This window comes from Streptomyces caniscabiei, from assembly GCF_014930365.1.
GTDB lineage: Bacteria > Actinomycetota > Actinomycetes > Streptomycetales > Streptomycetaceae > Streptomyces > Streptomyces caniscabiei.
Genome location: NZ_JABXWI010000013.1, coordinates 231,464 through 246,799 on the forward strand (window position 1 = coordinate 231,464; position 15,336 = coordinate 246,799).

10 protein-coding genes and 2 pseudogenes are annotated in these 15,336 nt (G+C 71.9%); 5 read left to right on the forward strand and 7 right to left on the reverse strand.

Going from position 1 to position 15,336, the window contains the following annotated elements:
• Nucleotides 1–46: 46 nt before the first annotated feature.
• The gene (locus HW837_RS33255; RefSeq protein ID WP_045562260.1) at nucleotides 47–1,132 is read right to left on the reverse strand and encodes an SGNH/GDSL hydrolase family protein; all 1,086 of its coding nucleotides are present in this window, start codon (nucleotides 1,130–1,132) and stop codon (nucleotides 47–49) included.
• Between the two features lie 246 nt (nucleotides 1,133–1,378).
• Nucleotides 1,379–1,683: pseudogene (locus HW837_RS33260) on the reverse strand (AAA family ATPase); the annotation flags it as partial.
• A gap of 66 nt (nucleotides 1,684–1,749) precedes the next feature.
• Here HW837_RS33260 and HW837_RS33265 point away from each other — a divergent pair.
• Entirely contained in the window at nucleotides 1,750–2,325 is a 576-nt protein-coding gene (locus HW837_RS33265) for an IS607 family transposase (protein WP_193380892.1), read from the forward strand.
• Nucleotides 2,318–3,946, forward strand: coding sequence for a transposase (locus HW837_RS33270; RefSeq protein ID WP_193380893.1), 1,629 nt, complete (start codon nucleotides 2,318–2,320; stop codon nucleotides 3,944–3,946). The genes HW837_RS33265 and HW837_RS33270 overlap by 8 nt, the downstream gene beginning before the upstream one ends.
• Before the next feature lie 199 nt (nucleotides 3,947–4,145).
• Here the strand turns inward: HW837_RS33270 and HW837_RS33275 are convergent, their stop codons facing one another.
• Both HW837_RS33275 and HW837_RS33280 read right to left on the reverse strand, forming a co-directional pair.
• Nucleotides 4,146–7,754 carry a DUF4132 domain-containing protein gene (locus tag HW837_RS33275; RefSeq protein ID WP_313895601.1) on the reverse strand — a complete coding sequence of 1,203 codons (3,609 nt, stop codon included), beginning with the start codon at nucleotides 7,752–7,754 and terminating at the stop codon, nucleotides 4,146–4,148.
• Nucleotides 7,755–7,913: 159 nt separating this feature from the next.
• The gene (locus HW837_RS33280) at nucleotides 7,914–9,104 is read right to left on the reverse strand and encodes a phytanoyl-CoA dioxygenase family protein (protein ID WP_093789744.1); all 1,191 of its coding nucleotides are present in this window, start codon (nucleotides 9,102–9,104) and stop codon (nucleotides 7,914–7,916) included.
• A 203-nt stretch (nucleotides 9,105–9,307) separates the two neighbouring features.
• On the opposite strand from HW837_RS33280, the pseudogene HW837_RS50110 reads away from it, so the two are divergent.
• A pseudogene (locus HW837_RS50110) lies at nucleotides 9,308–9,442 on the forward strand (DUF6629 family protein); the annotation flags it as partial.
• Nucleotides 9,443–9,709: 267 nt separating this feature from the next.
• Here the strand turns inward: HW837_RS50110 and HW837_RS33285 are convergent.
• Together HW837_RS33285 and HW837_RS33290 are read right to left on the reverse strand one after the other, a co-directional pair.
• The gene (locus HW837_RS33285; RefSeq protein WP_045562265.1) at nucleotides 9,710–10,585 is read right to left on the reverse strand and encodes a sigma-70 family RNA polymerase sigma factor; all 876 of its coding nucleotides are present in this window, start codon (nucleotides 10,583–10,585) and stop codon (nucleotides 9,710–9,712) included.
• On the reverse strand, nucleotides 10,582–10,965 hold the full coding sequence (locus HW837_RS33290) for a VOC family protein (protein ID WP_045562266.1): 384 nt from the start codon (nucleotides 10,963–10,965) through the stop codon (nucleotides 10,582–10,584). The genes HW837_RS33285 and HW837_RS33290 overlap by 4 nt, the downstream gene beginning before the upstream one ends.
• A gap of 705 nt (nucleotides 10,966–11,670) precedes the next feature.
• On the opposite strand from HW837_RS33290, the gene HW837_RS33295 reads away from it, so the two are divergent.
• Together HW837_RS33295 and HW837_RS33300 are read left to right on the forward strand one after the other, a co-directional pair.
• The gene (locus HW837_RS33295) at nucleotides 11,671–12,246 is read left to right on the forward strand and encodes a DUF6629 family protein (protein ID WP_313895607.1); all 576 of its coding nucleotides are present in this window, start codon (nucleotides 11,671–11,673) and stop codon (nucleotides 12,244–12,246) included.
• A gap of 105 nt (nucleotides 12,247–12,351) precedes the next feature.
• Entirely contained in the window at nucleotides 12,352–13,845 is a 1,494-nt protein-coding gene (locus tag HW837_RS33300; RefSeq protein ID WP_045562269.1) for a glycoside hydrolase family 3 N-terminal domain-containing protein, read from the forward strand.
• 188 nt (nucleotides 13,846–14,033) lie between these two features.
• Here HW837_RS33300 and HW837_RS33305 read toward each other — a convergent pair whose 3' ends face one another.
• Nucleotides 14,034–15,314: a glycoside hydrolase 5 family protein gene (locus tag HW837_RS33305; RefSeq protein WP_390623596.1), complete on the reverse strand. Its 1,281-nt coding sequence runs from the start codon at nucleotides 15,312–15,314 to the stop codon at nucleotides 14,034–14,036.
• Nucleotides 15,315–15,336 lie beyond the last annotated feature (22 nt).

The window sequence follows — 15,336 nt, forward strand, 5'->3', positions numbered from 1 at the left end:
CCGCCCGCATCGGACGGGGGGTCCGTCCGCATCCGAGAGGGCCGGGCTACCAGCGCAGCGGCAGCCCCGCCAGGTGGGTGTCGAGCAGCCCGGAGATGATCCGGTGGTCTTGGAGCGAGGGATGCCAGTCGCAGCCCAGGAAGTCGAGGCCGGGGTCGTCGTAGTACCAGTGGCTCACCCGGCCGTCGCCCCGCCGGACCCGCTCCTCGACGATCCGCCGGGTGGCCTCCGCCAGCGCCGTGGTGTTCCAGAGGTGGGCGGCGGCCACCACCAGGAACGTCCCCCGGCCGTACCGGGCGCGCAGCTTGTCGAGGAAGCCGTGGTAGGCGCTCTCGTAGTCGGCGACCAGTTCGGCCGTCGTGCCCCAGCGCTCACCGGGGTTCAGGGGCGTCGAGAAGTCGTTGATGCCGAGCCCGACCACCACGACCTGAGGACACCAGCTGCGCGGCTTGAGCCAGACGTCGCCCTCGACATTCAGCAGAGCCCGGTCGTCATAGGTGCGGAAATCGGTTCCGGGCTCGCCGCCGTTGTAATTGCGCACCATGCCGCGCCCGGAGAAGGCGTTGATCTGGAAATCGGCGTTCAGTTTCCGTGCGGTGAGCGCCCCGAAGGCGAGATCGGCATTGCTGTTCCGGTTGACCCCGCCGTTGCCGGAACAGTCCCGGATCTCGGAGACATTTCCATAACCGGCGGTGTACGAGTCGCCGATGAACTCGATCTGCCGGTTCCGCGCCCGGGGTTTCGCGAGGATCCCGCCCCCGGGAGCCGCGACGAACCCGCCGAACCGGCCGACCGCCCACGGGCTCTCCGTGCGCTTCACGACCCGTACGCGATGGGCGCCGGCGGCGAGGCCGTCGACCCAGGAGACGGTACGGCCCGGGGTGACGAGCGTGGCGACGGTCTCCCCGTCGACCTGGACGTCGTAGTCGTTGTCGGCGTCGTCGAGGACCACGCCGACGCCGGTCCCGTGGAACCGGCCCTCGAAGGAGACCCCGGGCCAGCTGTACTGGACGGTCCCGTCGGCAGCTCTCTTGACCCGGCCCACCGTGTGGAACCGCGCCGTACGGGGCTCGGCGGCCCGCGCGGGCGATACGACGGAGGCGACGAGGCCCGCCGCTGCGGCGGTGACCAAGGTCCGTCGGGATAACTGGCGAGGTGTCGTCTGCATGGCCGTCCCTTCGACACGGGGAATGGGAGCGCTCCCATGGTGCGAGCGTTATCGAAGGTGACCGCCCCGTGCGCCACCGTCAACCCTCGTGACGACATCCGTCACGAGGGGGTGGTTTTCGGGGGTGGCTGGGGGGCTTTGTGCCGGGGGGTGAGGGCCGGGGGCCGGGGCTGGGTCGGGGTGGGACCTGAGCCGGGGAGGGGGCGGCGAGGGCGGGCAGCGGGTGATCTCCTCGAAGCGGACGATCCGGCCCTCCGCCATGCCCCGGAGCATCGGCGCCGGCACCAGGGAGCGGCGCGACGGGCCCTCGGCGACGAGCAGCGCGTAGTTCCAGCCGTACTTGATCTGGTCCTCGGTGGCGGCACCGCCCTGCACGGTCAGGGTCGACGTCCCGCTGACGGCGGCGGCGATCAGCTCCGACAGGAGGGACTTCGCCGTCCCCGCTCCCCGACGAGCATGAGCCCGCGATTGGTCGCCGGCGTCACCAGCGCCCGCTCGACCAGCGAGGGGTCTCCATCTGCTGGTGCTCGAAGTCAGGTGAGTGAGCGTAACCATGTATGAGTGAGTGTCGTTGTCGGAGTGTGAACCTGACGGAATGGGCGAAGACGCAGGGCGTGCATCCGCAGACCGCGTATCGCTGGTTCCATGAGGGAACGCTGCCGGTACCGGCTCAGCGGGTCGGGCCACGCACGATCCTGGTGAACATCGACGCGAACGCCAGGCCCGAGGCCATCGGCGGTCTGGGCCTGTATGCCCGCGTCTCCTCGCACGATCAGAAGACCGATCTGGAACGCCAGGTCGCTCGGCTGTCGGCGTGGGCGGCTAAGGCCGGTCACCGAGTCGTTCGCATTGAGGCGGAGATCGCTTCCGGCATGAACGGCTGCCGGTCCAAGGCCCGGCGTCTGCTGACCGACCCGAACGTGACCTGCGTGGTGGTGGAGCACAAGGACCGGCTCGGCCGGATGAACGTCGAGCTTGTCGAGGCCGCCTTGTCCGCGACGGGCCGTCGCCTGCTGGTGCTGGACGACGGCGAGGTCGAAGACGACCTGGTGCGCGACATGGTGGAGATGCTGACCTCGTTCTGCGCCCGCCTGTACGGGCGCAGGTCGGCGAAGATGCGCGCCCGCAAGGCACTGGAGGCCGCCGGACATGGCTGACCTCCGCCCGGTCGCCGCACCGGTCGTCGCCCACGGCCCGTCCGGTGTGGCGGTACGTGACCGCCTCAAGCACCTGACTCCCGAAGACGAGAAGGTGTTGCGTCTGGTCGGTGCGCACCTCGGGTCGCTCGCCTCGAAGGACCTCAAGACCCGCTGCCGTGACGGCTTGGAGCACTCCACGGACACGTGGGCGGCCCGGAAACGGGGGCTGACCGCCGAGTCGTCGTCCAGGTGGGCCGGTGCGATCACAAAGGCCACTCACGACCAGTGGGCGCTTGCCCGGCGCGGCCAGGCCGCGCACGTCCAATCCCTCGAAGCAGGTATCACGACGATTCGGCACCGGCTGTCGCTCCCGGTGGGGGAGAAGGGAAGCAAGCGCGCCCCCGGCGGATACCGCTCCACGCACGAGTGGTTCCACAAGACGCGACGACTGCATGTGCTTGAGGAGCGGCTCGACCAGGTTCAGACCGACAGAGAAGCCGGACGTGTACATGTGGTACGCGGCGGTAAACGTCTGCTGGGCACCCGCCACAACCTCGACACGGCGCAGCTCACCGAGGACGAGTGGCATGAACGCTGGGAAGCCTCACGCTGGTTCCTCCAGGCCGACGGCGAGTCGGGGAAAAGGTTCGGCAACGAGACGATCCGCATCACCCCCGAGGGCGAAGTATCGATCAAGCTCCCCGCCCCGCTCGCCGACCTGTCCAACGCCAGGCATGGCCGGTACGTACTCACCGCGAAGGTACGGTTCCCTCACCGGGCACAGGAGTGGGCCGACCGTGTGGAGGCCAACCGAGCGGTCGCCTACCGCATCCACCATGACGTGCAGCGCGGACGCTGGTACCTGACCGCCTCCTGGCAACACCCGGTCACCAAGACCATCCCCATGGCCACGGCCCTGGCCCAGGGCGTGGTCGGCGTGGACACCAACGCCGACCACCTCGCCGTATGGCGTCTCGACACGCACGGCAACCCGATCGGTCGGCCGCGCCGGTTCTTCTACGACCTGTCCGGCACCGCCCAGCACCGCGACGCCCAGGTACGGCACGCCCTCACGCGGCTTCTGAACTGGACTAAAGCCTGTGGCGTCAAGGCCATTGCGGTCGAAGACCTCGACTTCCAGGACGAGAAAACCAGAGAGAAGTACGGGCACAAGCGCCGCTTCCGGCAGCTCATCTCCGGCATGCCGACCGGCAGGCTCCGCGCCCGGCTGACCTCCATGGCCGACACCACCGGTATCGCGGTCATCGCCGTGGACCCGGCCTACACCAGCAAGTGGGGCGCCCAGCACTGGCAAAAGCCGATGGCCGGCCCCACCCGTAAGACCACCCGGCACGATGCGGCGAGCATCGCGATCGGACGACGCGCCCAGGGACACCCGATCCGGCGACGGACGACACCGCCCCGTGCACACCAGAGCGATGTGCACGGGCATCGGACCGTCCAGGCCGACCGGCGTGCCCCTGGGCGTGAGGGACCCCGCCCCCGCATTCCCGGACCACGGACACGATCCGTGCCGCCGGGTGCGATGAGTACGCGGGCGACCAGGACATCCAAAACCGTTCGGGGTGTCCGCAGTGACCAGGTATCGGTCCAAGACTCACTCCTGCTCACTGAATAGGAACGGTTCCCCACGAACTTCCGGCTGATGCCCGCGTCCTCGTCACCGACCACGAAACGGCGAGCGGCCCTGAGGCTCAGCTCCCAGCCGGGCGGCCGAGGCCCGCTGTCGTCGGCCCGCAGCACCGCCAGGTCGTCGGCGTACCGCACCTCGGCGGGCGGCCGCTGCAACGCCTCCGCCGTCCCGGCCCCCGTCGTCGTCACGGCGCCGTCAACTCCGTCAGGTCGGCCAGCAGTTCGGAGACGGCCACCGGGTCGATCTCCCCGAAGCGGGTGGTGTGGGTGTCGTGCGGCCAGTAGTCGGTGGGGCGGGTGCCGAGCCACAGGTGCTCCACCTTCTGCTGCTCGGCCGGATCGAAGTACCCGACGGCGATACCGTCGTCAGGGGTCAGCACCGCGTACCGGTTCGGGGCGAGCCGCTTCGAGATCCAGCGCTCGACCCCGTTGTCCAACGGCTGGCCGCGCCGCCAGCCGCGCCGCTCCAGCCCGACGAGCCGCCCGGTCGTCACCGTCAGCCCCTCGAAACGCTCCAGGCGCCAGTGGTCGGCCTCCTCCGGGGTCAGCTCGAACACCTGCCGCCCCAGCTGCGGGAACGGCTGGAGGATCTCGTGGTCCGCGAACAGCTCCGCCCAGGCGTCCAGTTCGTCCGGCAGCCGCAACGGGTGCGCGAGCCGCACGGCCGCCGTGTCGGGCAGGTCGAACGTGCTGTCCTCGACGTCGGCGAACGTACGGTCCTCCGCCACCCGGAACGAGGTCGTCGTACCGTCCGTGTCGCTCAGCCAGACCAGCCGCCGGACGAGGTGCCACAGCAGCGGATGCCCCACGAACAGCTCGCGGAACTCCGCCGCCGACCACGAACGGCCCTCCACCATGGCCGACTCCAGCCGCCGCACCTGGTCGGCGGCGACGGTCCGTACGTCCTTCTTCAGCGCCATGAACCGCTTGCGCTCGGCGGGGGCCAGCTCCGCGTCGTCCCGCGCGCCCGGCGGGGGCAGGTCCTTGCGGCGTCTGCCGTCCGGGTCCCGCACGAAGGGGCGCAGCTGTTCGTCGAAGCCGACCGTGAACGAACGGCTGCCGTAGTCGATGACCGTGGTGCCCCGCGGGTCCAGGCCGAAGTCGGGCACCAGCCGGTCGGCGAGCTGCTCACCGGTCAGCCCGAGGCCCTCCGCCAGCTCGGCGATCTTCTCCTGCGCGCGGGCCTTGAGACCCTTGAACTTCACCCGCTGGGCCACGCCGTGCAGATGCATCAGCGCCACCTCGGTGCCGATCGAGGCCAGCACGCCCAGGCCGTCCACCGCCCGCTGGTGCGCACCCTCACCGGGCCAGACCCTGATCAACGGGGTGAGCCGGCGGACCGTCCCGTCGTCGCCGAGCAGCCCCAGCGCGGTCAGCGCCCAGCTCTCCTGGCTCGGCGTCCCGGCGAGCCGCCACTGCTCGAACAGGGCCCAGACGAACTCGGCGAGCGACTGCGGCTCGCACCACTCCCGGACCACGGCCAGCCCCGGGTACGCCTCGTCCGGACGGGACATCGCGAGCATCGTCACCACATGACGGGTGGCCTCGGCGGGCAGCGCGCCCCCGGAGCGGAGCAGGATCTGCGGCAGCAGCAGCGGCTCCGCCCACTCGACGGGCTCGGGCAGCTTCTTCGGCAGCGCCGTCTCCAGCGGATCGGCGGACAGCAGTTCCCCGATCGCGGCCTCGGCCTCGGCGCCGTACCGTTCGGCGGCGGAGCGCACGACCTGCTCCCCGTGCAGGGCCACGATGGTGTGCAGCGCCTGCTCGGCGTACCGGCGGGCCGTGCCCGGCCTGCCCACGGCGTCCGGCACCAGCAGCGGCGCGGCGGCCGCTCCGTGCCGCCGGAACCAGGAACGGGTCGTCCCCCGTGCCGACTTCAGCCGCACCGCCCACTCCGCGACCAGCCGGGCAGCCTGCACGCTCACGAACGGCGAGAGCAGCGGCGCGAGCGCGGCGGGCCACTGCCGCGCGGTGCGCAGCACCACGCCCAGCGCGTCCGTGCCGAACCGGGCGACGACCGGCTTCAGTGTGGCGTCGCTGTCCATGCCCGTCGGGTTCCACTCGTCCAGCAGCGGCCGGACCAGCTCCTCGGGCTTGTCGAGGAAGATCCCCAACGTGCCGACCTTGTTCGCCCGGACCGCGCCCAGCAGCGCCTCCGGATCGTCCGGCCACTCCGAACGCCGGGCCCAGTCGCGCTCCCAGGACGACGCGTCCGCCCACTCCTGCCGCTCTCCCGGCAGCCAGTCGATCCCCGGGTCGTCCTCGGCGACCAGCCCGCTGACCCCGCGGACCTCGACGACCGTACGCGGCCGGGCCCACGGAGGGCTCGTGAACAGGTCGGGCAGGGACGCGGCCGGGGCGTCCGGCACCCGGTCCGGTGTGCTCAGCAGCGGTTCGACGGCGCCCGCCGCCCGCGGCGAGACGGAGGCGAGCGCCTTCTCGGCCAGGTCCGGGTGGGCCGACACATGCACCAGCAGGGCGTACCGCAGGGCGTCGGCGTTCGGTCCGCCCGCCGCGACGGCCTCGGCGAGCATGCGCAGGGCCCGCCGCGGACACCTGCGGGCCGCCTTCGCCACGAAGGGCTGCGTCCGCTTGTCGTCGAGCTGCTCCAGCAGCAGGCCGAACGCCTCGTCGGACGGCAGCTCGACCAGGACCGAGTTGACCTTCTTGACGGTGTCCGAGGTGACGTACGACCTTCGCAAGTGCTCCGCCACCACGGGCACCACCGCCGTGCCGATGCCCTCGGCGACGGTGGCCACCGTCGACATCGACCAGCCCGGATCGGTCAGCGCGGGCGCCCCGCCCAACTTCCGGGCCTGCTCGGGGTTGTCGAAGGAGCAGTACAGCATCGAGCGCAGGACGTGGTCGCGTGGACGGTCGGCCTCGGGGCCGCCCGCGCACTCGTCGAGCCAGGCCGTCTCGGTGGGGACGAGGTACGACACGACCACGCGTCGGCGGGCGCTGCTCCGCACGCCGGCGAGGGCCGCGACCACGGCACGGTAGGTGTCCTCGTCGGTGGCCGCGAGCCGCTCTCGCAGCCGGTCGGCGACACCACGCACCCGCCAGGCGTGCCCCGCGTAGGCGCCGTCCGGGGTGCGCTCCACGTACGGATCGAAGCGGCGGGGCCCGTGCTGGGTGAAGTGCGCCTCGATGTCGAAGAGTTCCACGGTGGCGAGGGCGGCGAACACCGCTCCGTGGGCCTCGACCCAGGCGTCGGCGCAGGACGTGCCCGACCAGGCCGTGTCGGAGGTGACGGCCAGCACGGCCGCGCCCAACGGGTCGGCCGCACCGGCGAGTCGCGCCTCGGCGGCCCGCACCAGGTCCGGGTCGCTCCGGGGGCTGTCGAGGTACTGCCGCACCCAGGTGTCGGCATCGCGCAGCTGCCGCTCGGCCTGCTCGGCGGCTCCCTTGCGCGGGGGCGTCGGCCGACGCGGGACACCCCCGCGCCGCGGATGCACATGGCGGTGCCAGGCCGCGGGCAGCACGAAGGTGTCCTCGTCGAGCACCGGGGCCTCCGACACAGGGGTGTCGCCCTCCTCGTCGGCGATCGCGGTCACGGCCTCGGCCGCAGTCTCGGCGACGACCGCGGTCCCGGCCTCCCGGTACCCCTTGCGCTCCTTGGCGGCGGCGGTCTTCCGCACGTACTCCGCGGCCTCCTCCGCCGAGGCGCACTCCTTGACCTGGGTCCGTCCCTCCGTGCCGATACGCCCGTACCGGACGGTCACCGTGGCGCCGTCCGTCTCGGCCTCCCAGAACTTCGAGGAGCTCCCCTCGGCACACTCCCAGCGGCGCACGCCCCCACCCCTTCCGACCGTGCCGGTTCCCCGGCCCACCCCACGCGGATCAAGCCGCTGACCGGCGGACACCCGCCACATCCAGCGACGACGACCACAGTAGGCGGAGCCACTGACAACGCCGTCGGAGAGCGCCGGCGAAGGCCGGCGGCAGCGGAGTCACCGAACGGTTCGGTGCCCTCGGCGCCGGCCGGCCGCCTCCAGTTCACGGCGCAGCCGCTCCGGGTCCCACGCCTCGCCGACGGCCTGCCGGAGCAGATCGGCCTGGGAGGGCGGGGCGAGCCCGTCGACGGGCGGGTCGCGGTCCAGGTCGGTGGGGAAGGGGTAGCCCTCGGCGGTGGCGGCGACGACTCGGCGCAGCCATGCGTCCGTGGCGCCCTCGGACCTGCGCCGCAGCAGAACGGGGAACACGGCGTTCACCATCGCCTCGCGGTCCACGGTCTCCATGGCCCGGCCGAACGCGGAGGAGATCTGGAGCAGGTTCGCCATGCGCCGGATGTCCGACGAGCGGTTGTGTCCGGCGGCGTGGAAGAGGGCGGGGTTGAAGAAGGCCGCGTCGCCCTTGTCGAGGGGGAGTTGGACGTGGTGCGCGTCGAAGTACGCGATGAACTCCGGCAGTCGCCACGCGAGGTAGCCGGGCTCGTACTTCTGCGAGTGCGGCAGATAGAGGGTGGGGCCCGACTCGACGGGCATGTCGCAGTGGGCGACCGCGCCCTGGAGGGTGAGGACGGGGGAGAGCCGGTGGACGTGCGCCGGGTAGGCGGCGGCCTGCGGCTGGGAGAGGAAGCCGAGGTGGTAGTCGCGGTGCGGGCTCTGGGCGGCGCCGCCGGGGTTGACCACGTTGACCTGTGAAGTGACCTGGTAGGCGGGGCCGAGCCAGGCCTCGGCGACCAGGGCCAGCATGTCGTTGGCGTAGTAGTCGGCGAAGACGTCCGGCGCCCGTACGGCCATCTTGTCCAGGGCGCTCCAGACCCGGTCGTTGGCACCGGGCTTGGCGAAGTGGTCGCCCCGGGCCGTACCCGAGGCGCGTTCCTCCTCGATCAGCTCGCGGAAGGTGGCGGACGCCCGGTCGACGACGGCCGGGTCGGTGAACGCGCCCTTGAACACGACGATTCCGGGGCCGTCCAGGAGCGTGCGCACCAACTCCGCCTGGACCTCCCGGCGGCCCTGGGGTGTGGCCGTCAGGGCGCGGAGCCGGTCGCTGTCGTAGAGCGGCACGTTGCGCTCGACCCGCTCGGCCGAGGGGTGGTCGGCGGGGTCGGTGTCCTGCTCGACGAGCGCCCGGAACGTGTCGAGATCACAGTCCGCCTCGGTCAGCCAGGTCCGTGACACCGCGGAGAGGGGGGACATCGCGGCTCCTTTCGCAGCCCTTGTGTTCCCGCCAGTCTGCGGACCACGGATCCCTCATTCAATGCGCGAAAACCCCTCAAAAACCCATCACGGTCGGTGGGGAGCGCCGGGCGCGAGCCAGTTCCGAGAGGCCGACCCGGGGCCGAGGACCCGGCCCGGGTGGCGTCGTGTCGTTCTCGGGTGGTCGTCGTGGGCGTCATAGCGTGGGCCGCGCTGGTGACGGGCGACCCCGGGGTGGCGGGACGTGCTGGAGTGCGACGGCCGATCTCGTGGCGGGTGCCGGTGCCGCCGCGGTCGGGGTGGCCGGTGTGGTGCTGGCGCGGGACCGACGGGACCTGCGCTTACTGGCAACTGCGGCTATCCGGACTTGCGGAATTGCCTGGATTCGGAATGTCCCTCTGCATGGTGAGGCCAGCTCACTTCGGTCCCACGATGTTGTCTCCTGCGGTCCGCTGCGGACGAGTGCGCTGTCTCGGAGGCATGGCGCCGAAGCACAGCCCGTGCGGCCGACCGGCGGATGGCGTGTGGACTCGATGCCGGAGGAGCGTGGTTCCGCCACCGCACCGGACACCGTCCTCTCGGTGTGCGAGGTGCCCGACGCCGGCTCAGGTCTCGGCGGGCAGATGGATCGAGGCCAGTTTGGCCGGGTCGACGACGATGTGGATGCCGGTGATCCGGCCTTCGGTGACGGTGAAGGCGATGAGGGAGAGAGGTGTTCCGTCGGGGCGCCAGGACATGTGGCCGGGGTTGCCGTTGACCAGCACGGGCCGTTGGCGGGCGACCTCGCCGGAGAACATGCGGGCCCCGGAGGCGACCTTGGTGGCGCCGAGGGTGACGACCACACCGTCGGAAGTGTCGACGGTCAGCTCCACGTTCGGGTCGAGGACACGCAACAGTGCTTCGAAGTCGCCGCTGCGGGCGGCGGCGCCGAATGCCTGGACGACCTCTCGGTGCTCGCGGCCGGAGCCCGCCGGTCGGTCCGTGGCGTGGACCCTGCGGCGGGCGCGGCTGGCGACCATCTTGGTGGCGGCGGTGGACTTGCCCAGGATCCGGGCGATTTCGTGGAACGGGACTGCGAACATGTCGTGCAGGACGAACGCCAGGCGCTCGCTCGGGGTGAGCGAGTCGAGCACGACGAGCAGGGCGAGGCCGACCGAATCTGCCAGCGCCGCCTGCTCGTCCGGCGCGGGGTCATCGTCGGGTATCACCACGAGGTTCGCGAACTCCTGCTCGTAGGCGATTTCGGGGTGGGCTCGGCGGGATCTCAGGAGGTCCAGGCTGATTCGGCCGACCACCGTGGTCAGCCAGCCCGCCAGGTTGCCGATGGTCGCCGCGTCCTGACGGACGAGGCGCATCCAGGCTTCCTGGACCACGTCCTCGGCGTCGGCGTGCGAGCCCAGCACGCGGTACGCGACGGCGCGCAGCCGATCGCGCTGGGCTTCGAACGCCTCGGTCACAAGGCCGGACGGGTGGGCGGTCACGGCTTCCGCTGCTGACGCAGCGAGACCCGGTTGCCGTCCGGGTCCACCGCCTCGATGCGGACCCCGAACGGATAGTCCTCGGGCTCGGACTCGGCGAAGACGACGCCGCGCTGACGCATGATCTCAAAATCCTTTCGCAGATCGTCGGATTCGAGGATCAGCGGACCGGGCGCGCCCGCTTCCCCCGGCTGTCCCGCGGCCGCCGCATGCGACCACAGGATGATCTGCACCGGGCTGTCGGGAACACCGACGGTGAGGAACCGTCCGTCGGGCCCCGGGAAGTCGAGCCGTTTTTCCAGGCCCAGTCCCTCGGTGTAGAACTCCAGTGCGCGGTCCTGATCGGTGACGTAGATCGTCACGTACATGATCTTGTTCAGCATCCTGCTCTCGATTCACTCGTTGATGCGACCGTTCGTATGCGGTCGTCGCTCTCATGACGAGTGCCGACGGGAGAAGGTAACAAGACCGGTCCGCGGGAGCGGAAACGGAACACGCCTCACCGCTGATGCCTGAGGAGCATCGTGCGGGCTTCGTCTCGCTCTGCCGTCCTTTGGGCCGGACAGAGGCCACGTGGCACGGCGGGAAGAGGGCATCAGAAACGCGAACCCACAGGAATTCGCGACGTGCGAAGTCCGCTGCGTAGCCGAGCCGTGTGTTGCCAGCGTCGTGGGACCAGGCCATCGCGCAGGTGATGGAGATGCCCAGTACGTCGCTCAACACCGACGCCGGGATCTGAGCTGCAAGGTCCAGCAGGGCCGTGTTGCGGCTGGCACGAGCGCGGGTGCCGACCCTATTGAGCCGTACTGTCAGGTGGCTTGCGGTCATGGCCTGTCCGGCGCGACCGCCCGGGAAGAGCCACGGCCTGGCTCGTTCTGTCCCAGGACAGCGAAAGCCTGGCGACTGTCGGCGAGTTCGAGGAGCAATGACCCCAGCGGCTCGGGAATCTCCACCGGGCGGGATCCCAGCTGGAGCTGAACCCCTTCAGCGCCAGTAAGGATCTTGTCGGTGGTGAGCCGGGCGATGCGAGATACCGGCTGGCCGTACAGCACGGCGAGGCAGCCGGCCACCCGGTCGGTCAGGGCGAGATCTGCGTAGTGGAGAAGGCGTTTGCTGATACGGCCTTCGCCGCGCTGCCGCTGCTGCTCGGGGCCCACCAGATCGTGGAGTCGGTGGTCTGGTCCTCCGGCGGCGGCAGCGGACCGGCGACCGTCGCGTGGGCCGTCGTCGCCCTGCCGCTGCTGGCCGTGTGGGTGCCGGCGGGCGTGTGGTGCGTGGCCCCGGCGCGGGCCCGCCCCTGGCTGGCCGTCCCGCTCGCCGTCGGGGTCGCGACCGCCGTGCCGCTCGTCCACGCTCTCGCCACCCGCCCGGTGACGGCCGAGATCCGCGGTCGCACCGTCGGCTACATGATCGACCTCGCCCATCCGGCGCTCCTGGTCGCCGGTTATCTGCTCGCCACCGTCGGTTCCCTGCTCCTCTCCGGCGACCGGCGACTGGTCGTGCTCGGCCTCCTGGCCGCCGTCGGAGCCGCGGTCTGCTGGACGCTGTGGCGACTGGAGTTCATCTCCACCTGGTGCGCCTTCGCGGCCCTGTGCTCGGTGGTCCTGCTCGACTGGGTCCGCGCACGCGCCAAGTCGTCCGCACGGCCGCACCAGAACGCCTGAGGCGGCACCGCACAGCCTCGGTGAACCGGCGACGCGTCCCGCCTGGTGAATCAATCATCCATCGAACTGTTGACTTTAGGCTTGGTCAGCCAGAGGATTCGAGAGGTGACACACTCCGCCGCCGGGCCCCTCGGCCCGGTTCTCCCCGCGGCCCTCGACGAGGCAGCGCACCGCTGCCTCGTCGCGGGCTTCGACGGTACGACGACCGTCCCCGACACCCTGAAACGGCTGATCGACCGCGGCCTGGGCGGGGTCATCCTGTTCACCCGCAACATCCGTGACGCCGGCCAGGTCCGCGAACTCACCGCCACCCTGCGGACGTTGCGGCCGGACCTGCTGATCGCCATCGACAACGAGGGCGGCGGCATCGGCCACCTCGTCGCCGCGGGCGCCCCCGAGGTGCCCGGCTCGTGGGCGCTCGGCGTCGCCGACGACCCCGGCCTGACCGCCGCGTGCGCCGACGCCCTCGCCGGCCACCTGCTGTCGCTCGGGATCACCGCCTCCTACGCCCCCGTCGCCGACGTCCAGAGCCGGCCCGAGAACCCGATCGTGCGCACCCGTGCCTTCGGCGGCGACCCCGAGCTGGTCTCCCGGCACCTGCGCGCCTGGATCGAGGCCACCGAGCGGCGTGGCGTGGCCTCCTGCGCCAAGCACTTCCCCGGCCACGGCGGGACCGTCACCGACAGCCACCACGAACTGGCGGTCGACCCGCGGCCGTACGAGGGCCTCGACCTCGCGCCCTTCCGGGCCGCCGTCGAGGCGGGCGTGCCGATGCTGATGAGCGCCCACGTCGTCTTCCCGGCCCTCGACCCGGAGCTGCCCGCCACCCTCAGCCCGCGGATCCTCTCCGGCCTGTTGCGCGGCGAACTCGGCTTCGAGGGCGTCCTCGTCAGCGACGCGCTGGAGATGAAGGCCATCGCCGACCGCTACGGCGAGGCGGCCGGCGCACGCCTCGCGCTCGCCGCCGGAGCCGACCAGGTCATCGTCGCCGTACCGGATCTGGAGGTCACCCTCGCCTGCCGGGACGCCGTGCTCGACGCCCTCGGGACGGGCGACCTCGCGGCGGAGCGGGTCACCGAGGCCGCGGAGCGGGTACGGCGGCTCGCGCTGCGGTACGCGGTGCCGTACCGGCCGGGTCCCGTGGCCGCGTGGGACCCGGGCGCCGGGCCGAGGGCGGCGCGGCGGGCCGTACGGAGCGCAGGGCCGTTGCCGCCACCGGTGCCGGGGGCCCATGTCGTCGACTGCTTCCCGCCCCCGCACCCCGCCCTCAACTGGGGCGGCGAGGACCTGCTGACCGAGATCCGCGCGCTCGACCCGACCGTCACGGGGACGGCGGTCGCCGGGGAACCGGAGGATCTCGCGGCGGTGGCGGGGCAGGCGCTACGGGCTGCTGAGGGGCGGCCGCTGGTCCTCGCCCTGTGCGACGCGGAGCTGTACGTCTGGCAGGGGCGCCTCCGGGACGCCCTGTTCGCGGTGCGACCGGACACGCTGGTGGTCTCGACCGGGCTGCCGGAAGCGGGCGAGGCGCTTGCCGCGCATGGGAGGGGGCGGGTGAATCTGCGGGCCCTCGCCGAGGTCCTGGCGGGGCGGACGGCCTGAGCGAGGCCGGTTCCCGGCGGGGGGTCTCCGGCGCGGCCGGTCGCGGCGGGGTGGTCTCCGCTGTGGACGGGCCTCCGGTCCGTGGGGCTTCTCGCGCAGTTCCCCGCGCCCCTGCAACGTACGGGCTGCGCCCCGTGCGTTGCAGGGGCGCGGGGGCTCATGGCCGTCCGGCACCCCTGCCCCGCCCCTCACTTCCCTTCGATCACCTCTGTGATCCCCCGCGCCGCGAGATACGTCGTGTCCTCCGCGCGCTCCGCCAGGACCACCGCCGGGCGGGCGCCCTCCTGCCGCAGGCGCATCCAGGCGTCGAAGAACGCGCCGCCCGGGCCGGAGACCGAGCGGGTGGACGGGGTGCAGTCCAGGACCAGGGCGGTCGTACGGGGAGCGGGTCGGGCGGCGGCGGAGCGCAGCTCGGCCACGGTCGTGGACAGGGCCTCCGCGATCGGCTTGGGCCGCCCCGTGGAGTCGAACAGGCCGAGCGTGTACTCCAGTTCGGGGAAGTCCGCCAGGGCGCGGTCGACGTCGTGGGAGCACCACCAGGTGACGCCCCACAGAGAGGGGCAGCCCGCCGCGTTCAGCAGCGTCGCGCGGGCGAAGTCGGGAGCGTCGGCCGCCGGGATGTGCGGCTCCGGGGCGCCGGTCTCCTGGACCCAGACCGGGCGGGCCGGGTCGGTGGCGTAGGCGGCGGCCAGCTCCGTGCCGTACTCCGCGAGGTGGTGCACCTCGGGCGAGCGCGGGCCGTAGCGGCGGGCGCAGTTCGCGGAGAAGACCCAGGGGTGGACCGTGGTGAGATCGCCCTTGCGGGCGGAGGCCTCGGGGGTGAACGGGTGGTCGTCGCCGTACCAGGCGGCGTCGTACGCCGAGTGGGTGACCAGGCCGCCCGCCCCGCCGAGTCCGTCCCGCGCGGCGCCGAGGAGGGTGTCGAGGTAGTGGTCGACCTCGACCGGGGTCACCGGGTTGTGTTCGACCAGGTTGTTCAGCTCGTTGCCGAGCTGGAGGCCGATGAGGCGGGGGTGGCCGGCCAGGGCGCGGCCGAGGGTGCGCAGCAGCAGGGCCTGGGCCTCGATCGCCTCGGGGTCGGTGAAGACGTTGCGGTGGTGCCAGCTACGGGTCCACTCGGGGTAGAAGTCGAAGCTCGACAGATGGCCCTGGACGCCGTCCACGAGGACGTCGAGGCCGCACTCGCCCGCCAGGTCCACCAGTCGCACGAGCTGGTCCACCGCCGACGCCCGCACCAGGGCGCGGTTCGGCTGGAGCAGGGGCCACAGGTGGAAGACCCGGACGTGGTCCAGCCCCAGCCCGGCGATCTGGGCCAGGTCCTCGCGCGCGAGCCCGGGGTCGAAGTCGTGCCAGGCGTGGAACCAGCCCCTGCGTGGGGTGTAGTTCACTCCGAAGCGGAGCGCGGGCGCAGGTGAGGGTGGCGTGCTGATGGCGTCCTCCTCGAGAGACGGACCTTGTCTCCGGCGAATGTATCAACCACCATGGACGGCA